Origin of the sequence: Bradyrhizobium sp. WBAH42 (genome assembly GCF_024585265.1) — a bacterium.
Lineage (GTDB): Bacteria > Pseudomonadota > Alphaproteobacteria > Rhizobiales > Xanthobacteraceae > Bradyrhizobium.
The window spans coordinates 4,577,437-4,596,069 of record NZ_CP036533.1 but is presented as its reverse complement, the minus strand read 5'-3'; the positions used below and the strand labels follow the sequence as shown (position 1 = coordinate 4,596,069).

At 65.2% G+C, this 18,633-nt stretch carries 18 protein-coding genes; 6 read left to right on the top strand and 12 right to left on the bottom strand.

Features of this window, described 5'->3' with window-relative positions; genetic code table 11:
• Window positions 1-83: 83 nt before the first annotated feature.
• Window positions 84-1,559 (top strand): FAD-binding oxidoreductase, encoded by a 1,476-nt coding sequence (locus tag DCG74_RS21250; protein WP_172786340.1) that lies wholly within the window; start codon window positions 84-86, stop codon window positions 1,557-1,559.
• A gap of 96 nt (window positions 1,560-1,655) precedes the next feature.
• Here the strand turns inward: DCG74_RS21250 and DCG74_RS21245 are convergent, their stop codons facing one another.
• The 3 genes from DCG74_RS21245 to DCG74_RS21235 form a co-directional block, all read right to left on the bottom strand.
• Window positions 1,656-2,249 carry a hypothetical protein gene (locus tag DCG74_RS21245; RefSeq protein WP_172786339.1) on the bottom strand — a complete coding sequence of 198 codons (594 nt, stop codon included), beginning with the start codon at window positions 2,247-2,249 and terminating at the stop codon, window positions 1,656-1,658.
• A gap of 217 nt (window positions 2,250-2,466) precedes the next feature.
• A complete protein-coding gene (locus tag DCG74_RS21240) occupies window positions 2,467-4,026 on the bottom strand; it encodes an acyl-CoA carboxylase subunit beta (RefSeq protein WP_172786338.1) in 1,560 nt (519 codons plus the stop codon).
• Entirely contained in the window at window positions 3,956-4,930 is a 975-nt protein-coding gene (locus DCG74_RS21235) for an IclR family transcriptional regulator (protein ID WP_172786337.1), read from the bottom strand. Before DCG74_RS21235 ends, DCG74_RS21240 begins: the two co-directional genes overlap by 71 nt.
• Window positions 4,931-5,025: 95 nt before the next feature.
• Here DCG74_RS21235 and DCG74_RS21230 point away from each other — a divergent pair, with 95 nt between their 5' ends.
• The 4 genes from DCG74_RS21230 (at window position 5,026) to glsA (ending at window position 10,904) form a co-directional block, all read left to right on the top strand.
• Entirely contained in the window at window positions 5,026-5,247 is a 222-nt protein-coding gene (locus DCG74_RS21230; RefSeq protein WP_036001120.1) for a biotin/lipoyl-containing protein, read from the top strand.
• A gap of 167 nt (window positions 5,248-5,414) precedes the next feature.
• The gene (locus tag DCG74_RS21225; protein WP_172786336.1) at window positions 5,415-6,581 is read left to right on the top strand and encodes a TAXI family TRAP transporter solute-binding subunit; all 1,167 of its coding nucleotides are present in this window, start codon (window positions 5,415-5,417) and stop codon (window positions 6,579-6,581) included.
• A gap of 243 nt (window positions 6,582-6,824) precedes the next feature.
• On the top strand, window positions 6,825-9,035 hold the full coding sequence (locus tag DCG74_RS21220; RefSeq protein WP_172786335.1) for a TRAP transporter permease: 2,211 nt from the start codon (window positions 6,825-6,827) through the stop codon (window positions 9,033-9,035).
• Window positions 9,036-9,056: 21 nt separating this feature from the next.
• On the top strand, window positions 9,057-10,904 hold the full coding sequence (glsA, locus tag DCG74_RS21215; protein ID WP_172786334.1) for a glutaminase A: 1,848 nt from the start codon (window positions 9,057-9,059) through the stop codon (window positions 10,902-10,904).
• Window positions 10,905-11,038: 134 nt separating this feature from the next.
• Here glsA and DCG74_RS21210 read toward each other — a convergent pair whose 3' ends face one another.
• Together DCG74_RS21210 and DCG74_RS21205 are read right to left on the bottom strand one after the other, a co-directional pair.
• Complete coding sequence (locus DCG74_RS21210) at window positions 11,039-11,341, bottom strand: nucleoside triphosphate pyrophosphohydrolase family protein (RefSeq protein ID WP_172786333.1); 303 nt, start codon at window positions 11,339-11,341, stop codon at window positions 11,039-11,041.
• A gap of 26 nt (window positions 11,342-11,367) precedes the next feature.
• Window positions 11,368-11,895 carry a carboxymuconolactone decarboxylase family protein gene (locus tag DCG74_RS21205; protein ID WP_172786332.1) on the bottom strand — a complete coding sequence of 176 codons (528 nt, stop codon included), beginning with the start codon at window positions 11,893-11,895 and terminating at the stop codon, window positions 11,368-11,370.
• Between the two features lie 30 nt (window positions 11,896-11,925).
• Here DCG74_RS21205 and DCG74_RS21200 point away from each other — a divergent pair, with 30 nt between their 5' ends.
• Complete coding sequence (locus tag DCG74_RS21200; protein ID WP_172786331.1) at window positions 11,926-12,123, top strand: hypothetical protein; 198 nt, start codon at window positions 11,926-11,928, stop codon at window positions 12,121-12,123.
• 277 nt (window positions 12,124-12,400) lie between these two features.
• Here the strand turns inward: DCG74_RS21200 and DCG74_RS21195 are convergent, their stop codons facing one another.
• The 7 genes from DCG74_RS21195 to DCG74_RS21165 form a co-directional block, all read right to left on the bottom strand.
• On the bottom strand, window positions 12,401-12,760 hold the full coding sequence (locus DCG74_RS21195; RefSeq protein ID WP_172786330.1) for a Zn-ribbon domain-containing OB-fold protein: 360 nt from the start codon (window positions 12,758-12,760) through the stop codon (window positions 12,401-12,403).
• Window positions 12,757-13,893 (bottom strand): thiolase family protein, encoded by a 1,137-nt coding sequence (locus DCG74_RS21190; protein WP_172786329.1) that lies wholly within the window; start codon window positions 13,891-13,893, stop codon window positions 12,757-12,759. The genes DCG74_RS21195 and DCG74_RS21190 overlap by 4 nt, the downstream gene beginning before the upstream one ends.
• A 188-nt stretch (window positions 13,894-14,081) precedes the next feature.
• Complete coding sequence (locus DCG74_RS21185; RefSeq protein WP_172786328.1) at window positions 14,082-15,281, bottom strand: CaiB/BaiF CoA-transferase family protein; 1,200 nt, start codon at window positions 15,279-15,281, stop codon at window positions 14,082-14,084.
• 123 nt (window positions 15,282-15,404) lie between these two features.
• The gene (locus DCG74_RS21180; protein WP_018645722.1) at window positions 15,405-15,611 is read right to left on the bottom strand and encodes a hypothetical protein; all 207 of its coding nucleotides are present in this window, start codon (window positions 15,609-15,611) and stop codon (window positions 15,405-15,407) included.
• A gap of 124 nt (window positions 15,612-15,735) precedes the next feature.
• Window positions 15,736-16,905, bottom strand: coding sequence for an acetyl-CoA acetyltransferase (locus tag DCG74_RS21175; RefSeq protein WP_172786327.1), 1,170 nt, complete (start codon window positions 16,903-16,905; stop codon window positions 15,736-15,738).
• 60 nt (window positions 16,906-16,965) lie between these two features.
• Window positions 16,966-17,616: a bifunctional 4-hydroxy-2-oxoglutarate aldolase/2-dehydro-3-deoxy-phosphogluconate aldolase gene (gene eda / locus DCG74_RS21170; protein WP_172786326.1), complete on the bottom strand. Its 651-nt coding sequence runs from the start codon at window positions 17,614-17,616 to the stop codon at window positions 16,966-16,968.
• Window positions 17,617-17,641: 25 nt separating this feature from the next.
• Window positions 17,642-18,610, bottom strand: coding sequence for a sugar kinase (locus tag DCG74_RS21165; RefSeq protein ID WP_172786509.1), 969 nt, complete (start codon window positions 18,608-18,610; stop codon window positions 17,642-17,644).
• Window positions 18,611-18,633: the final 23 nt, after the last annotated feature.

Genomic DNA, 18,633 nt, shown 5'->3' with positions numbered 1-18,633 from the left:
TTAGACTCCTCGCGCCAAACGTGGACAATGCCCTCTGCACGTCACCGTGCGCAGTGCACACCAAGATGCGCCAGAGGAAACAAATGCCGGCTGCCTTCCCGTCGTCCCCACCCGCCATCCCAACCGCCCCCTTGACCGCCGAGATGCGCGATGCGTTGCGCGCGATCGTCGGCGAGAAGGGCCTGATCGAGGACGAGCACGGCAAGCACCCGTTCGTGACGGATTGGCGGGGATTGCTGGTCGGCAGCGCCGGCGCCGTCGTTCGTCCTGGGAGCACCGAGGAGGTCTCGAAAGTGGTCCGGCTCTGCCATGAGCACGGCGTCGCGATCGTGCCGCAGGGCGGCAACACCGGCCTGATGGGCGGGGCGACGCCCTGGCCTGCGCACACCGGCATCGTGCTGTCGCTCGGCCGCATGAACCGCGTGCTGGAGGTCGATCCCGTCGGCTATTCGATGACGGTCGAGGCCGGCTGCGTGTTGCAGACGCTTCAGGAGACCGCAAGCCAGCACGACCGCTTCCTGCCGCTCAGCCTCGGTGCTCAGGGCTCCTGCATGATCGGCGGCAATCTCTCCACCAACGCCGGCGGCGTGCAGGTGCTGCGCTACGGCAATGCCCGCAACCTCGTGCTGGGGCTCGAGGTCGTGCTGCCGAGCGGCGAGGTCTGGGACGGATTGCGCGCGCTCAAGAAGGACAACACCGGTTACGACCTCAAGCACCTGTTCATGGGCGCCGAGGGGACGCTGGGCATCATCACCAAGGCCGTGCTCAAGCTGTGGCCGGCGCCAAAGGACGTCTGCACGGCGTGGCTGGCGGTGCGCGATCCCCGCGCGGCGCTGGAGATCCTGTCCGAGGCGCACGCGGCATCCGAGGACAATGTCGGCTCCTGCGAGCTGCTCAGCCGGGCCGCCATTGACCTTTCCCTGCGCCACATTCCCGGCACGCAGGATCCGCTGAAGGCGGACACGCCCTGGTATCTGCTGCTGGAATGGTCGTCGGCGCGCCCGCGCCAGGACGGAACCGAGGGCATGTCCGGCAAGATGGAGCAGTTTCTCGCCGATCAACTCGAAGCCTGCCGCGTGCTGGATGCGACGATCGCGCACACATTCGCTCAATCGCGCAACATGTGGCGCATCCGAGAAGCCATGGCGGAGGCCTCCCGCGCCGAAGGACCGGGGATCAGTTTCGACGTGTCGGTTGCGATCTCCAGGATTCCGGAGTTCATCGACAAGGGCCTCAGGGCCGTGCTCGACATTCTCCCGACCATCCGGCCCTATCCGCTCGGGCACATCGGCGACGGCAATCTGCACTTTTCGTTCATGGGGCCGAAGGGCATGGACCAGCAGACGCTGAACCAATACACGGCCGCCATCACGCGGGCCGTGAACGATCTCGTCACCTCCATGGGCGGCTCGATCTCGGCGGAGCACGGCATCGGGATCGACAAGCTCGACGAGCTCAGCCACTACCGCTCCAAGACCGAGCTCGACATCATGCGCAGCATCAAACGCGCGCTCGATCCTGAGAACATCATGAATCCCGGCAAGGTGCTCCGGCTGTGATCGAGTGCGAGCCCGGCGCCAACAATTGGTTCGGCGTTGGCGGGTCGCAAAGATGTTGCGACCCGCCCGCGATTCCCGGAATGCTATCCGCTGTCCTCAAGCTACCGAGCCGCCGCGCGGATTGACAACCGTGTACCCTCGCAACGAGCGCGCGTGGATTCGCGTCGTGCGCCCGCCCGAGTTGGCGTCATAGGCCATCCAGACGTCGCCTCCGAGGTGCTGCTCAAGGACGAAAACGTGTCCTCGTCGCGCAGCAACCATTCCCGGTGCGGGTGATGTCCTGGGAAAGCGGAGCCAGTTGGACGCAAGATTCAATTCCGGCACGATGCGGCCGAACACGCGCAGAGCCGCGCCGCAGCCGCAGAACGAGGAAGGGCAACCGGCCGGACGGCCGCCGACGACGCGAGCGCCGTGAGCACCGGAGACCGTCGCCGGCGTGGTCGTGCCCCCAGCATCAGTCACTGTCAGTTGTGCGGAGCGGTACGCTTGCAGCGTGGGGCTGGAAACCGGCGAAGATCTGGAAGCCAGTGAGGGCCTGGAAGCCCGCTCGCGTCGCGTCTGCGAAAACGAGAAGTCGCAGGGCATGGTGACGTTGCATTCAGGAGCTTGATGAGTTCGATAAGGGCGCGCTTCCGAAGCGACAGAACCCAAGGCAACGAAGACGCACGCAGAAAATACTCGCTTGAACATTGCAGGACTCCAAATGAGAGACCCTGCCCCGGGCAACGAGAAACCAATAACAGTTTGGCTGAAATGGGCCTAAACAGCGGCTGAAAGTGGTTGCGCTTGCGCGCAACAACTGCAAGATTTCATAGCCTACACGTAGCGCTGGGGATGATTAACTCGCAGCGCACGAATGCTCGATCAGCGCGTCAAGCTCGCGGCATGCAACCAATTCGGATCAATGCTACGGCCGGATCGTCATGTTCTCCGGCGGCCCCACTTTGCGTAGCGGCTCGGCGAGGCGGGCGAACTCGCACAACAGCGCACGCGTCTTCCTGGGATCAATGATCTCCTCGACCCAGAATTTTTCGGCCGAGCGGAACGGCGAGCGGAGCTTGTTGAGGCGCTCCTCGATCTCCTTCAGCTTGGCCGCCTTGTCCTCGGCGGCGTCGATGTCGGCGCGGTAGGCGGCTTCGATGCCGCCTTCGAGCGGGAGCGAGCCCCAATAGGCCGACGGCCATGCGTAGCGGATCGAGAAGCGGTCTGCCGGCTGATGCACGACGCCGGCAACGCCGAAGGCATTGCGCAGGATCACGGTACACCAGGGCACGGTGGTCTGGTTCACCGCCGCCATGGCGCGCACGCCGTGGCGGATGGTGGCCGCCTTCTCCGCATCGAGACCGATCATGAAGCCCGGGCAGTCCATGAGATAGACCACCGGCAGGTGGAAGGTCTCGGCGAAGTCGACCCAGCGCACCACCTTCTGGCAGGCATCGGCCGTCCAGGAGCCGCCATAGTGGAAGCTGTCGCTGGCGAGCAGCAGCACCGCCCGGCCCTCGAGCCGCGCGAGGCCCACGATGATCGGCTTGCCGAAGTTCTTCCCGACCTCGAAGAACGAGCCCTTGTCGACGACGGACTCGATGATGGGCCGCATCTTGTAGACCTGCTTGCGGTTGCGCGGCACCGCGTTCATCAACGCTTCGTCGCTACGCTCGGGGTTGTCGGTGCAGGGCAAGGTCGGCGGCAGCTCGTAGACCGATGACGGCAGGTAGGAGAGGAAGCGCCGCGCGCAGGCGAACGCTTCTTCTTCGGTGTCGACGGCGTGATCGACCGCGCCGGCGCGGGTCTGGATGTCGGCGCCGCCGAGCTCCTCCTTGGTAAGATCCTGTCCCAGCGCCTTCACCACCGGCGGGCCTGCGACGAACATCGCGGACTTCCGCGTCATGATGGAATAGTGGCTGGCGGCAAGACGCGCGGCCCCCAAGCCCGCCACCGAGCCGAGGCCGAGCGCGACCACCGGCACGCGCGAGAGGTTCTCCGTCGTGAAGCGATACCAGCGGGTGCCGCCAATGCCGCCCGGCAGATTGGCCGCGCCCTTGGTCTCGATGGTCTTGACCGAGCCGCCGCCGCCGGAGCCCTCGATGATGCGGACGATGGGCAGGCGGAAATCGTGCGCCATCTCCTCCGCCATGAGCGGCTTGGCCGAGATCGACGCATCGGCCGAGCCGCCGCGCACGGTGAAGTCGTCGCCGACCACGACCACGGTGCGGCCGTCGACGCGCGCTCGGCCGAACACGCAATTGGCCGGCGTGAGCTTCTTCAGATCGCCGCTGGAATCGTACTCGCCGATGCCGGAGACGGCACCGATCTCGTGAAAGCTGCCTTTGTCGATCAGCTTGTCGATACGCTCCCGAACAGTCAGCCGGCCCTGGTCATGCTGTCGCTTGACCTTGTCAACGCCGCCCATCTCCCGCGCGAAGGCTTCGCGCCGGGCGAGCTCGTCGAGTTCCGGCTTCCAGTTCATTCACTCCCTCCGAATGGATCGGCTTGTTATTGTTGTGCACGGCCATGGCGACCGGCTTACGCGAGATACGGTTGTTGAAGGCGTCGCCTTCCGCCCCTTCCATCAGGCTGCCGAGCGAGCGGCCAAGCTGGAGCATCAGCGGCGCGACTTCGTCGTGCAGACGCTGCTCGTCATACATCGCCGACAGAAGGCCGATCGTGATGACGACGAAGGTCTGGTACTGCGGCGACCAGATCGGCACCGCGAGGCCGTTGATGTGCGGGCTCCAGAGGCCGCAGGCCACGACATAGCCGCGCTCGCGCAACATCTGCCGGTTGGCCTCGATGCGGGGCTTGAGAATCTTGGCAGCCTCGGGAGCTTCGCGCTCCATGTCTGCGACGAAGGCATCGCCGACTTCCGGCGCCAGGGCCGCGGTGTAGGCCGCGCCTGCGGCGGTCGAGGCCATCGAGATGCGGCTGCCGGTGCCTTCGTGCAAGCCGAGCGCGGTCGGCGAACGCGCGAATTGGAGATAGACGAGATGGAAGCGGTCGGGGACGACGAATCCGACCGTGCCCGGCAGCTGCTCGGCGACTTCCTGCAGCCGCTGGCGAATCATGCTGCGCAGCTGCGCGCCCTTCATCATCGATGCGCTCATCGCCACCGCGCTCGGGCCGATGCGATACTTCTGATCGCGCGGGAGATACACGAGCTGACCCATGCGGGTCAGCGTGTGCGTGAGCCGCGAAACCGTCGAGCGCGGCAGACCGCAGCGATTTGAAATCTCGAGATTGCCGAGTCGCGCCTCGTGGCCCTCGAAGCATCGCAACACGTCGAACGCGCGCGACACCACCTGGATCACATCACCCTCACCGGCTTCACCAGCGAGCGCACCTTGCCTGCTCAACCGCTCCGAACGTCGTCCCATGATCCCTACCGTTATGTTCCGCTCTGCGGAATTAAATTCCACTTGCAGACGACGCTACCTCAGGCATTTTGCGACGACAACAAAAAGGCGATGGCATGCCAGAAATTAAGATCGTCACGGAGGTCGCGGGACGCATCTGCGCAACTCCCGTGCAAGTTGGAGGAACCGTCGCGGATGGCGATGACGTTGTGGTGGTCGAAGCGATGAAGATGGAGATCCCGGTGCCCTCACCCGCGAACGGCACGATCACATCGCTTCTGGTCAAGGTCGACGACGTCGTTGCCGAGGGACAGGCGATCGCGATCGTCGCGAGTTAAACACGTTGTCCGTTCGTTTCCGCGACAATCTGTCAGTCGCTATCCTGCGTGCGCGGTGCGGCGTTGCCATCGCTTGATCGCGGTGACATGATCGGTTTCAAACAAAACGTTGTTTCAAACAAAGAACGAAAATCCTCGCGCCAAAGCGAGGATCATTGGAGGGAAACATGCTTCGTGGGCTGCTCGTGCTCGCACCTGCCTTGGTGGCGGGCATTTCTTTTGCGTCTACACGCTATTCGTTTGCCGAAGACACCAAGCTGCCGGCGACATTGACGTTCACCGCCTATGACACCGGCACCGCCGGCTTCAACATCGCGGTCGGTGTCGGCAAGATGATGAAGGACAAATACGGCACCGACGTGCGCGTGCTGCCCGCAGGCAACGACGTTGCCCGCCTCGCGCCGCTGCGCGCCAAGCGCGCGGCTTCCGCAGCGATGGGATCGGGCACCTATTTCGCGCAGGAAGGCGTGTTCGAGTTCGGCTCGAAGGAATGGGGGCCGCAGCCGCTGCAGATCCTGCTCTCGTCCGTCGACTGCAATTGCGGCTCGCTCGCGGTCGCCGCCGACACCGGCGTGAAGGAGCTGAAGGACCTCAAGGGCAAGCGCGTCGGCTTCGTGGTCGGCTCGCCTGCGCTGAACCAGAACTCGCTCGCGGTGCTCGCCTTCGCCGGGCTGACCAAGAACGACGTCAAGGCCGTCGAGTTCGCGAGCTACGGGGCGATGTGGAAGGGCCTGATCAACAACGACGTCGATGCCGCCTTCGGCACCACCATCACCGGTCCGGCCAAGGAGGCCGAGACCTCGCCGCGCGGGCTGATCTGGCCGCCGCTGCCCGCCAAGGACAAGGAAGGCTGGGCGCGGATGCAGAAGGTCGGCTCGTTCTTCTTCCCGCAGCTTGCCACCTGCGGCGCCGGCATCTCGCCGGAGAAGCCGGTCGAGCTTGGCAATTATCCCTACCCGATCTTCGTCGCCTATGCCTCGCAACCGGCCGACCAGGTCTACGCCATCACCAAGGCGATGATCGTCAACTACGACGCCTACAAGGATTCCGCGCCCGGCGCCGGCGGGCTCGCGGCCGACCGCCAGACCAAGAACTGGGTGGTGCCGGTGCATCCCGGTGCGGTGAAAGCGCTGAAGGAAGCCGGACAATGGAGCGATGCGCAGGAGGCGCACAACAACCAGCTGATCAAGCGCCAGGAAGTGCTCGGCGCAGCCTGGACCGAATACGGCAAGTCCAATCCGCCGTCGGACGACAAGGCGTTCCTCGACGGCTGGATGAAGGCCCGCGCCGCGGCGCTGGCGAAAGCCGGCAAGCCGAATGGGTTCGAGGAATAGAGCGAGATGCTGTCGGGCTTGATCGCTGCCCCGCTAGAAGTGCGCTCCTTCTCCCGCGTGCGAGAGAGGGTTGGGGAAAGGGTGTCTCCACGGTGGGATTCCCCCAGAGGAGAAAGCCCTCACCCGGCGCTGCGCGCCAACCTCTCCCGCACGCGGGAGAGGTTGAGGAGCCTGCGGCGCGACCGCTTCAACCAACAATCGTTCGCCTAGTCGCGACTTTGCAGCCCACGTCCGGGATCGATCATGTCTGCTTCAATCTCCAGCGGCCCCCAGGACGAAGCCAGGCGCGTCGAATTCGCAGATCCGCATCTCGGCGCCGCCGCTGACTTGCAGGAGGCTGAGGTCACGCGCGTGCGCACCCTGAAGGGCGCGTGGCGCTGGGTGCTGATGGCGGCCACGGCGGCCACCATTCTGTTGTGTGTGAACCAGCAATTCTCGCTGCGGTTCTTCATCGACTACACCCAGCTCAACACCGAATATTTCTATCTGTTGATCGCGTTGATGCTGCCGTTCACCTTCCTGATCTTCCCGGGGTCGGACAAGGCGCCGCTCGACCGCATCCCCTGGCATGACCTTGCGCTGTTCGCGGCGACCTTCGGCTCGGCGATCTGGCTGATGCTCAATATCCGCAAGGCGGCGCAGCTCGGCTGGGAGTTCGACGGCGCGCCCACCAACGTCATCGCGGCCGGGCTCGTGATGTGGTTCGTGCTGATGGAGGCGCTGCGGCGCACCGGCGGCTGGAGCCTGCTGCTCAGCGTGCTGCCCTTCACGCTCTATCCGCTGTTTGCGGATTCGAGCTGGCTCGGGCCGTTCCGCGGCACGCAATCGACGCTGCAGCAGACGACCTCCTATCACATGCTCTCCGGCGAGAGCCTGCTCGGCATTCCCATTCAGGCCTTCGCCGATACCGTGATCGGCTTTTTGGTGTTCGGCACCGCGCTGATGATGACGGGCGCCGGAAAATTCTTCATCAATATCGCGTTCGCGATGTGCGGCACCTTCCGCGGCGGCGCGGCAAAGGTCTGTGTGTTCGCATCCGGCCTGCTCGGCACCGTCGGCGGCAGCATCGTCTCCAACGTGCTGACCGCCGGCACGATGACGATCCCCGCGATGAAGAAGACCGGCTTCACGCCGTCCTATTCCGGCGCGATCGAGGCCTGTGCCTCGACCGGCGCGGTGCTGGCGCCACCGGTGCTGGGCGCCACGGCTTTCGTCATGGCGCAGTTCATGAACACAGGCTATGCCGACGTCGCGCTCGCCGCGACCATTCCCTCGATCCTCTATTATGTCGGCCTGTTCGCGCAGGTCGACGCCTATGCCGCCCGCCACAAGCTGAAGGGCCTGCCGCGCGCCGAGCTGCCGCGGTTCTGGGATGCGTTCAAGGAGGGCTGGTACTATCTCTTCGTGATCGTCGTGCTCGTGGTGATGCTGCTCTACTTCAAGCGCGAGAGCCATGCGCCGTTCTATGCCTCCGTGCTGCTGGTGATCCTGCACCAATGGTCGGGTCCGGCGCGCTGGAAGCTCGGAAACACGCTCGTCCTCGCCGGCTCGATCGCGGCGACGGCCGCAATGTTCTGGTATGGCGTGCTCAACGCTGCGCTGTGGGGCATGTGCCTGCTGGCGGCGCTGAACGAATTCTTCCCCGGCAAGAATTGGGGCGGCGCGCGCTGGTTGCAATTCCTCGAGCTCAACGGCAAGACGTTCGTCGAGCTGATCGCGATCCTCGCCGGCTGCGGCCTGTTGATCGGCGCCTTCTCGCTGACCGGCGTGATCGCGAGCCTTGCCAACGATTTGCTCAGCATCGCGGGCGGCGATGCCTTCCTGCTGCTGATCATGTGCGCAATCACCAGCCTGATCCTCGGGCTCGGGCTGACCACGACCTCCTGCTACATCTTCCTCGCCATCCTGGTCGCGCCCGCACTGGAGAAGCTCGGGCTGAACAAGATGGCGGTGCACATGTTCATCTTCTACTGGGGCATGCTGTCCTCGATCACCCCGCCGGTGGCGATCGCCTCTTTCGCCGCGGCCGGCATCGCCGGTGCGCCGGCGATGAAGACGGGCTGGGAGAGCATGTGGGTGGGCAGCATCATCTACTTCATCCCGTTCTTCTTCGTGCTCAACCCGGCGCTGCTGCTCCAGGGCAGCAATCCTTATCTGGAGGCGCTTGGACTCACGGGACTTGCCTGTTTCGGCATCCTCTTCATCTGCGGCGGCATCCAGGGCTACCAGTCCTTCGTCGGCGACTTGCGCCGCGCCGGGATGCTGGAATGGCCGATCCGCGTGCTGCTCGTGATCGGCGGCTTCGTGGTCGCCACACCCGGCGGCGGCATCATGCCGTTGTCGCAGATGCAGGTGACGCTGCTGGGCCTTGGCATCCTGCTGCCGACGATCCTGATCGCGCTTCTCCTGGTCCGGCGCCAGCCTGTGATGCCGGACGGGTTGCGCGTGCCCTGATTGCGTTGCACAAGGGAGGCGATGAAACCGCTCTCGCCTCTCGCCACCGCCTGGACCCGTTCGAAGCCGCCCTTGCTGCGGTTTCTGGACAATTGCCTTAGCGAATTCTCGGCCGAGACGTCAGGCCATGTCGCCGATTACATCCCCGAGCTCGGCAAGGCCGATCCTGCCTATTTCGGCATCAGCCTGGCGACGCTGGACGGCCACGTCTATGAAGTCGGCGACAGCCGGGTGCCCTTCACCATCCAGTCGATGTCGAAGCCCTTCGTGTTCGCGCTGGCGCTGGACCTGCTCGGCGCCGGCAAGGTCGAAGGCGCGATCGGCGTCGAGCCCTCCGGCGATCCCTTCAACTCGATCCGGCTGAATTCCGAGAACCATCCGTTCAATCCGATGGTCAATGCCGGCGCGATCGCCTGCACCGGGCTGATCTACGACAGCAAGGGTACCGACGCTTTCGAGCAGATCCGCCTTGCGCTCAGCCGTTTTGCGGGACGCGATCTCTCTGTCGACGAAGCGGTCTATGCTTCCGAAAGCCAGACCGGCGACCGTAACCGAGCCATCGGCTATCTGCTCAAGACCAACGCGGTGATCTCGGACAATGTCGCGGGCGTGCTCGACGTCTATTTCCGCCAATGCGCCGTGCTGGTCACCGCGCGCGACATCGCGGTGATGGCGGCGACGCTCGCCAATCGCGGCATCAATCCCGTCACCGGCGAGCAGGTGCTGAGCGCTTACGCGATCTCGCGTACCCTTTCCGTGATGACGTCCTCGGGCATGTACGACTATGCCGGCGAATGGATCTACCGCATCGGCATCCCCGCCAAGAGCGGCGTCGGCGGCGGCATCCTGGCGGCGCTCCCTGCCCGCCTCGGCCTCGGCAGCTATTCACCGAAGCTCGACAAGCACGGCAACAGCGTGCGCGGCATCAAGGTCTGCGAGGCGCTGTCATCGCACTACGACCTGCACATGCTCAACCGCAGCGACGACGCGCGCAACGCCGTCATCGCGGATTACGATATCGGCAGGAGCCCCTCTCGCCGCGTGCGCCGCCCGCAGGAGCGCGAGATCCTGGCGGCCCACGAGCAGGAGGTGCGGATCATCGAGCTGGTCGGCACGCTGTCGCTGTCGGCGGTCGATTACGTCTCGCGCCGGCTTGCCGGACGACCGCGGCCGCAATTCGTGATCTTCGATCTCCACCGCGTGACCTCAACTACACGCGCCGGCGCACGGCTGGTGGCCGAAGCGTTCGAGGAGCTTGCGGCACTGAACGTGACCGTCGTGCTGTCAGGCGTCCGGCGCGCCTCCAAGGAATGGAACAGCTTGCGGGAATGGACCGCCGAGCTGAAGAACGTCCGCGACTTCTATTTGCTCGACACGGCGATCGAATGGGCCGAAGACCAGATCGTCTATCGCTACGGCGGCTCGATCGATTTTCACGAGACCACCGAGCTTGCCGAGCAGCCCCTGTTGACCGGGCTGAGCGAGGAAGAGCTGACCGATCTCGCCTCGCTCTGCACCATCAGGACCTATCAATCCGGCGCGAAGATTCTCACGGCCGGCGAACCCGCCGATGCCCTTTACTTCCTGCGCAGCGGCGCCGTGCATGTCACGCTGCCCGACGGCGTCAGGCTGGCGACGCTCACCGCCGGCATGGCGTTCGGCGAGATGGCGCTGCTGGAGCAGACCCGCTCCGCCGACGTGTTCGCCGACATGGCCGCGACGGCCTGCGAGGTGCCGCTGAAGGATTTCGAGCGCTTCCGCAAGCAGCACCCCCGCGCCAGCGAATGTATCATGCGCAACCTGGCCCAGCTCCTGGCCGACCGCCTGATCGTCGCCAACGCCAAGGTGGATATTCTGACCTCGACGTAATGAACGCCGACGTTGCTCCCCAAGAAGTCGTCATGCCCGGGCTTGTCCCGGGCATCCACGTTCTGCGTACCGCTTGGCAAGACGTGGATGGCCGGGACAAGCCCGGCCATGACGCCGGAGTTCCCAGCTCACGCTTACCGGCTCGCGGCTTCGCTGATACGTCGCTTGATCTTGGCGGCACTGGCATCGAGCAGCGCCGATGGCTGCTGGCCGGTGGCGGCGCACAGGCAGGCCCAATAGTAGACGACATCGCCGAGCTCTTCGACGAGACCCGCCTTGTCGAGCCAATCGTCACGCAAGAGCTTCTTGATGTGCTCGGCGACTTCGCCCGCCTCACCGGCAAGGCCGAGGCCGAGGTAGGACAGCCGCTCGTTGGACGGATGCTCTTCGACTTTGGCAATGGTTGCGGCCCAGGCCGCATATTCATCGATCGTCATCGGCATTCCCCGCCGCTTGCGTCGATTCAGCCCACCACTTCGGTGACGGGCTGAAGATCGATCTCGAAGGTCTCCAGGAACTTTGACGTCATGATGTAGAAGCCGACCGAGAGCTGGAGCTCGACCAGCGCGGCTGGCGTCAGCTTCGATGCGATCGCCCTGAAGGTCGCATCCGTCGGCTTCTTAAGATTCACGATCTCGTCGGTGAAGGCGAGCGCGGCGCGCTGCACCTCGTTGAAGCAGGATGCGGCCTGCCAGTTCTCGAGCGCCTCGTTCTGCTCGTCGGTGACGCCGACATTTTTGCCGATGCGCTTATGCGCGACGATCTCATAGGGTGCCTCGCACAGGATGCCGGTGCGGGTGATCGCAAGCTCGCGCACGATCGGATCGAGCTCGCCCTTGTGGCGGATGGCGCCGCCGAGGCGGCAATATTGCTCAAAGTAGCTCGGCGAATGCGCCATCATCCGGAAGATGTTGGCATGACGGTTCTTGTCGAGGATTTCGCGGGTGCGGTCGGATGCCTTGGACGGGTCGCTGTACTGAATGCGGGCCATGATTTTCCTGAAGTTTTCCCTGATCTTTTGATGCTTCTTGTCGCCATCGGCGCAGGTTTCCGCAGACTCTATTCGCGGGTGGACGCAGGAGCAACATCATCGAGTCAAATTGCCGCCGCATTGCTGATCGACCCTGACACAGTCGATATTCGCCGCGTGGGGACAAATCGCGGCGGATACTCGCAAGGGGTGTTCCGAGTAAAAACAATTGGCCGTCGTGTGCGCTAACCGCGCCACGATGAGTCACGCCCAAGTCTAGGGAGAAAACGGCATGAAGGAAGCCACCAAGGGGGCGGCCTCGGGAGCGCTCGCGCATATGCTGGCGGTGACGGCGATGCTCGTCATCGCCAGCATCTTGTTCTACGGGCGTTAGTTCGCGTTTTAAGAGTTTTCGTCATTCCGGGGTGGCTCTCCCTGGACCGCGCAACGCGCGGCCCTAGCAAGCCAAGCCCAGAATACCCGTTCCAGGCTCGGTCGTATGACCGCCCTCGAATGACGAATCCCACTATTTTTGTTTGGCGAAGAACGGCACCAGCCTGCCGGCAAAGGGCTTGAAGCACGCAACGACCGAATCGCCAATGGCGAGGTCGTTCTCGCCATGGGCCATCATGCGAAAACCCTCGGCGCAATCGACCAACAGGATATTGTAAGGCACGTGCGCGCGCATTTCCGGCGTTGCCGCGCGGCAGACCAGCGAGGTCGCGTACACCCTGCCCTTGCCGCTGGCGCGCGCCTCGCGCGGGTCCGCTTCGCCACAAGCCGCGCAGAAGGCGCGGTAGAAATACTGTACATGCCCGCATGAGACACAGGTCTGGTAGGTGATGGCCTCTTCGCCCGTGGTCCAGTCCGCCACACGCTCGCTCATCGCACCCGCTCCAGGAACATGCTCACGTGAGACGACAGCACGCCGCCGTCGCCATGCAGCAGCGCGATCGAGGCATCGCGCACCTGGCGGGTCGCCGCCCGCCCCGTCATCTGCAAATGCGCCTCGACCAGGTGCGCCATGGCGCCGCCGACGCCACAATGGCCGTAACTGAGCAGGCCGCCATGGGTGTTCAGCGGCATCGCGCCGTCGCGGCCGAAAAGGCCGGCGCGCACGCGCGCGGCCGCCTCGCCGCGGCCGGCGAGCCCGAGGTCTTCCAGCAGCATCGCGAGCGTGATCGTAAAGCTGTCGTAGATCGCGGCATAGCGCACGTCGGAAATCGCCAGACCCGTGGCCTGCTTCGCGCGGGCGATGGATATCTCGGCGCCGAGCTCGCTGAGGACGGGCGCTGCCGTGACATGCTGATGCGTGTGCGCCTGGGCGCAGCCGCGGATTCGCACGCCGGCCTCGCCCGTCCGCTCGCGGCTGACGACGAAGGCCGCGCCGCCGTCGGAGACCGGGCAGCAATCGAGCAGCTTGAGCGGCAGCGCCACCGGTTTCGAGGCCATGACGTCGGCGACCGTGATGGGATCGTGGAATTGCGCGCCGGAATGGCTGCAAGCGTGAGCACGCATCAGCACCGCAAACTCCGCGAGGTCCTCTTCGGTCACGCCGTATTCGTGCATGTAGCGCGTGGCGACCAGGCCGTAATAGGCCGGGATGGTCGGTCCCAGCGGCACCTCGTAGTCGGGATGACCAACCTGCGCCAGCGCCTGGATCGAGGCATCGCGGCTCTGCCCGGTGAGCCGGTTCTCGCCGGCGACGACGAGCACGTGTTTTGCGACGCCTGCTTCCACGAGATGATGGGCGAGCATGGTCATGGCGAGGCCGGTGGCGCCACCGACCTGCACGGCGTGGGCGTAGGACGGGCGGATGCCAAAATGCTCGGCGAAGACGGTGGCGAGCATGATGTGCGGGGAGACGGTGGAATAGCCGCAGAGGATGCCGTCGATGTCGGTACGCTTGAGGCCGGCATCGTCGAGCGCAAGTTGGGCGGCCTTGCTCATCAGGTCCAGCGAGGAGGAGCCCTCGTGCTTGCCGAAAGATGTGAGGCCGACGCCGGTGATGAAGCTCATGGCGGGCCTTCTCCTCTGTCATTCCGGGGCGCGCCCCTTGGCGCGAGCCCTGGTGCGCAGTTGCGCACCTGAGAATCCATACTCCCGATCGTGGTTATGGATTCTCAGGTGCGCAACTGCGCACCAGAGCTCGCGACTTCGTCGCGCCCCGGAATGACGGATGAGAGATTGCGCGCCATACCTTCCCCCTACTCCGGCGCTCCGCGCGTAACGCCGCCGCGCACCATGGCGGCGATCTCGTCGGCCGAGTATCCGATCTCGCGCAAGATCTCGGCGCCGTGCTCGTTGAGCCGCGGCGCCAGGCGTACCGGCTCTGCCTCTGTCTCCGACCAGGTCGCCGTCACCTTCATGCTGCGGATCGGGCCTTCGGTCGGATGAGTGACCACCGGGAAGAAGCCGGTCGCCTCCAGATGCTCGTCGTGCAGGATCGAGGCGAGATCGTGCATCGGCATGACCGGCACGTCGGCCTTCGTCAGCAGATCGATCCACTCCGCCGTGGTGCGCGTCTCGAAGATGCGGGCGAGCTCGGCATAGACGATGTCGATATTGGCGGCGCGGCCGGCAAAGGTTGCAAATTTGGGATCGGCGCGCAGGTCGTCGCGTCCCGTGGCCTTGAAAAAATTCTCCCATTGCTTGTCGTTGTAGACGATGACGCTGAGATAGCCGTCAGAGGTCTTGTACGGCCTGCGGTCGCGCGAGAGATGGCGGGCATAGCCGCCCTTGTCGAGCGGCGGCTCATAGGTCAGCCCGCCCATGTGATCGCCCATGACGAAGCCGGCCATGGTCTCGAACATCGGAATGTCGACGCGCTGGCCGCGGCCGGTGCGGTCGCGGTGCACAAGGCTGGCGCAGATCGCGCCGACCGCGGTGATGCCAACGATGCGGTCCACGAGCGCGTTCGGCACATAGCGCGGCACGCCGTCCCCGGTCTGCGCCATCAGCGCCGGCAACGCGGTGGCGCCCTGGATCAGGTCGTCGTAAGCGGGTTTTGCAGCATAAGGGCCGTCCTGGCCGAAGCCGAACACGCCGGCATAGACGAGGCGCGGGTTGATGGCGGAGACGACGTCGTAGCCGAGCTGCAGCCGCGCCATGGCCTGCGGGCGGACGTTGTAGACCAAGACGTCGGCGTCCTTCAGAAGCCGCAGCACGGCTTCGCGCCCCGCAGGCTTCTTCAGATCGAGGCAGATCGAGCGCTTGCTGCGGTTGGTGTTGAGGAACACCGGACCCATGCCGGCGTGACGCATCGGTCCGATCAGACGGGTGACGTCGCCGTCCAGCGACTCCACCTTGATGACGTCGGCACCGTAGTCCCCGAGCATCTGGGTCGCATAGGGCCCCATCAGCACGGTGGTCATGTCGATGACCTTGATGCCCTTCAGCGGCCCCATCGTTCGCTCCCGATTGCGCCGGGCTCAAATGCCCGGCGATTTCGGTCCAGCTAACGGCAGTGGCGCCGCGCGCGCAAGGGCGGCCGGCGTATGGCGGCATGCGCCGCGGAGCGACATCGGCCGCTATTTCTTCTGACGGGATTCCCGGATCTTCAGGAGCCGCTCGAGCTCGTCGTTCTGCTGGTTGATGCGGTCGGCGATGCGCGACTCGTTCTGCTCGCCGGAAGCGGCAGCGGCCTGCTCGATGAGCTGGCGGATATTGTCCTCGAGGATCGCGATACGATCGTTGAGTGCTTCGAGGGAGAGAGAGTCTTCGTAGGCATTGCTCATGATGCGCGTCTCGTCTTTCAATCAGGAGCCGTAGGGTGGGCAAAGCGCAGCGTGCCCACCATGATCTAGCGCAAGGAAAAAGGTGGGCATGGCGCTTTCGCGCCCTTGCCCACCCTACGAGAGCCTACTTGAGCGGCTCGAGCACCGAAACGTAGTTGGCGACGGCCGCCCCGCCCATGTTGAAGATGCCGCCGAGCTTGGCGTTCTTGAGCTGCATGCCCTCGGGCGCCTGGCCTGCGAGCTGCATCGCGGTCATCACATGCATGGAGACGCCGGTGGCGCCGATCGGATGGCCCTTGGCCTTCAGGCCGCCGGACGGATTGACCGGCAGCTTGCCGTCCTTCAGCGTCCAGCCTTCCTTGATGGCACGGGCACCCTGCCCCTTCGGCGTCAGGCCCATGGCTTCGTACTCGATCAGCTCGGCAACCGTGAAGCAGTCATGGGTCTCGACGAAGGAGAGATCGGACAGCGTGACACCGGCCTTCTCCAGCGCGCGCTGCCAGGCTACGGTGCAGCCCTCGAACTGCAGGATGTCGCGCTTGGACATCGGCAGGAAGTCCTGGGCATGCGCGGTGGCGCGGAAGCCGATCGACTTGGTCATGCCCTTGGCCGTCTCGGCATCGGCCAGCACCAGGGCGGCGGCACCGTCGGAGACCAGCGAGCAGTCGGTGCGCTTCAGGGGGCCGGCGACGTAAGGGTTCTTCTCGCTCTCGGCGCGGCAGAAGTCGAAGCCAAAGTCCTTGCGCATCTGGGCGAAGGGATTGGCGACGCCGTTCTTGTGGTTCTTGGCCGCGATCAGCGCCAGCGCATCGGACTGGTCGCCATATTTCTGGAAATAGGAGCTGGCGATCTTGCCAAACACGCCGGCGAAGCCGCCGACCGTGTCGCCGTCTTCGGGCAGGTAGGACGCCTTGAGCAGATTCTTGCCGATCTCCGGGCCCGGCGTGCGCGTCATCTGCTCGACGCCGACGACCAACACGATCTTGGCAGCCCCTGCGGCAATCGCGCGCAGGCCCTGGTGCACGGCGGCAGATCCCGTGGCGCAGGCGTTCTCGACGCGGGTCGCCGGCTTGAAGCGCAGCTTGGGGTCGGCCTGCAGCACCAGCGACGCGGTGAAATCCTGGGGCGAGAAGCCGGCGTTGAAGTGGCCGAGCACGATCTCGTCGACGTCGGAGGCCGAAATGCCGGCATCGGCGAGCGCCTCATTGGCGACGCGGGTGACGAGGCTTTCGACGGTTTCAGTGTCGAACTTGCCGAACGGCGTATGCGCCCATCCGACGATGCTGGCGGTCATGGTCGTCTCTCCCTGCAGGTCTTGTCCTGAGCTAAGTCTTAGCCCAGGGATGACAAGACTTCACGCGGCTTTCAGCGCCTTGAGGGTCCGCTCGCAGATGGCAGTTATGCCGGCCCAGTTCCCGGCCCGGATCTCCCCTGTCGGGCACAGCCAGGACCCGCCGACCGCAACGACATTGGGTTCGGCCAGCCAGGTCGCGGCATTGGCCTCGCCCACCCCGCCGGTCGGGCAGAACCGCACGTTCGGGAATGGCCCGCCGAGGGCACGCAAGCCCTTGATGCCGCCGGCCTGCTCCGCCGGGAAGAACTTTGCGACGTCGAAACCGTACGACAGCGCCATCATCAGCTCGGATGCCGTGGCAATGCCCGGCGCGAAGGGCAAGGAGCTGTCGGTCGCGGCCTTGAGGAGATCGGGGGTCAGGCCCGGGCTGATGCCGAACGCGACGCCAAGCTTCTCGACCCGGCTGAAGTCGGCCGGATTGAGAATGGTGCCGATGCCGACGACCGCCTCAGGGACCTCGTTCATCACCGCGCGCGCCGCCTCGATCGCAACGGGCGTGCGCAAGGTCACCTCCAGCGTGCGGACACCGCCGGCAACCAGCGCGCGCGCCAGCGGCACGGCGTCCTGGATGCGCTCGATGGTGAGGACGGGAATGACTGTCGCAGCCTTGAACAGCGCGACGAGATGGTTCTGTTGGGCAGCCGTGGTCATAGCTCTCGACTCATTTGGTCGCTGTTTACTTGCTGGCCTGGCGGGAGGCCGCCGGCCGGTGCCGCTTCTTCGGCGGCATGGCATAGCCCGGAATGATGGCGCCGGGATAGCAGATCACGAGGCTGGCGAGGCGATGTCCGGCCTCGGCCGCCTCGACCGGCTCGGCGCCGGCGAGCCGGGCCGCGATATAGGCGGCGGCGAAGCTGTCGCCGGCGGCGGTGGTATCGACCACGGGCTTGGTCATCGGCTCGGCGCGGACCTCGCTGGCGCCGCCGGGGTAGCGCAACAGGCTCACCGGCTCGGGCAGACGGAACACCAGCTCCGGGGTCGGGATGCGCGCCATCAGCTGGTCCTGACTTTCTCCGGGGTGCAGCGCGAGCAGGTCCTCGGTCGAGGTCAGCACGATGTCGGCGGCCGCGAAGGCGGTGGCAAACACCTCCCGCGCGATATCGCGGTCCGGCCAGCCGCGCGCGCGGAAATTGGTGTCGAACACGAAGCGGGTGCCGAGCAGGCGCGCGCGCTTGATCGCGCCGAACAGCCGATCGCGCCCGGCCGCGTCGTAGATCGAGAGCGTGATGGCGGAGAGATAGACGATGTCGTAGCTCATCAGCGAGTTGAGCAGCTCGTCGGTCTCCGGCAGGCTCATCAGCTGCCGCGCCGCCGCGCTGTCGCGCCAGTGGAAGAACTGGCGCTCGCCCCTGCCATCCGTCTGGATGATATAGAGGCCGGGCAGCTTGCCCGCGAGCCGCACGACACGCCGCGTGCCGACGCCTTCCGCATTCCAGGCCGCGACCATCTCATCGCTCAGGGCATCGTCGCCAAGCGCGGTGAGATAGTCGACCTTGACGTCCAGCCGGGCCAGATACACGGCCGTGTTGAGGGTGTCGCCGCCGAAGCCGCGTGAGTAGAGACCACCGCCCTGCCCGGCAGACGCGCCGCCTTGGGCCTGCCGGAGCTCGACCATGCATTCACCGATGCAAGCAGCGCTCGCCATCATCAGGGCCCGCTCTGTCGGAG

Bases quoted from the DNA above. Each gene is read 5' to 3' on its own strand.
- DCG74_RS21250 (WP_172786340.1), top strand. From the start codon at position 84: ATGCCGGCTGCCTTCCCGTCGTCCCCACCCGCCATCCCAACCGCCCCC.
- DCG74_RS21245 (WP_172786339.1), bottom strand. From the start codon at position 2,249: ATGTTCAAGCGAGTATTTTCTGCGTGCGTCTTCGTTGCCTTGGGTTCT.
- DCG74_RS21240 (WP_172786338.1), bottom strand. From the start codon at position 4,026: ATGAACTGGAAGCCGGAACTCGACGAGCTCGCCCGGCGCGAAGCCTTC.
- DCG74_RS21235 (WP_172786337.1), bottom strand. From the start codon at position 4,930: ATGGGACGACGTTCGGAGCGGTTGAGCAGGCAAGGTGCGCTCGCTGGT.
- DCG74_RS21230 (WP_036001120.1), top strand. From the start codon at position 5,026: ATGCCAGAAATTAAGATCGTCACGGAGGTCGCGGGACGCATCTGCGCA.
- DCG74_RS21225 (WP_172786336.1), top strand. From the start codon at position 5,415: ATGCTTCGTGGGCTGCTCGTGCTCGCACCTGCCTTGGTGGCGGGCATT.
- DCG74_RS21220 (WP_172786335.1), top strand. From the start codon at position 6,825: ATGTCTGCTTCAATCTCCAGCGGCCCCCAGGACGAAGCCAGGCGCGTC.
- glsA (WP_172786334.1), top strand. From the start codon at position 9,057: ATGAAACCGCTCTCGCCTCTCGCCACCGCCTGGACCCGTTCGAAGCCG.
- DCG74_RS21210 (WP_172786333.1), bottom strand. From the start codon at position 11,341: ATGACGATCGATGAATATGCGGCCTGGGCCGCAACCATTGCCAAAGTC.
- DCG74_RS21205 (WP_172786332.1), bottom strand. From the start codon at position 11,895: ATGGCCCGCATTCAGTACAGCGACCCGTCCAAGGCATCCGACCGCACC.
- DCG74_RS21200 (WP_172786331.1), top strand. From the start codon at position 11,926: ATGCTTCTTGTCGCCATCGGCGCAGGTTTCCGCAGACTCTATTCGCGG.
- DCG74_RS21195 (WP_172786330.1), bottom strand. From the start codon at position 12,760: ATGAGCGAGCGTGTGGCGGACTGGACCACGGGCGAAGAGGCCATCACC.
- DCG74_RS21190 (WP_172786329.1), bottom strand. From the start codon at position 13,893: ATGAGCTTCATCACCGGCGTCGGCCTCACATCTTTCGGCAAGCACGAG.
- DCG74_RS21185 (WP_172786328.1), bottom strand. From the start codon at position 15,281: ATGGGGCCGCTGAAGGGCATCAAGGTCATCGACATGACCACCGTGCTG.
- DCG74_RS21180 (WP_018645722.1), bottom strand. From the start codon at position 15,611: ATGAGCAATGCCTACGAAGACTCTCTCTCCCTCGAAGCACTCAACGAT.
- DCG74_RS21175 (WP_172786327.1), bottom strand. From the start codon at position 16,905: ATGACCGCCAGCATCGTCGGATGGGCGCATACGCCGTTCGGCAAGTTC.
- eda (WP_172786326.1), bottom strand. From the start codon at position 17,616: ATGACCACGGCTGCCCAACAGAACCATCTCGTCGCGCTGTTCAAGGCT.
- DCG74_RS21165 (WP_172786509.1), bottom strand. From the start codon at position 18,610: ATGGCGAGCGCTGCTTGCATCGGTGAATGCATGGTCGAGCTCCGGCAG.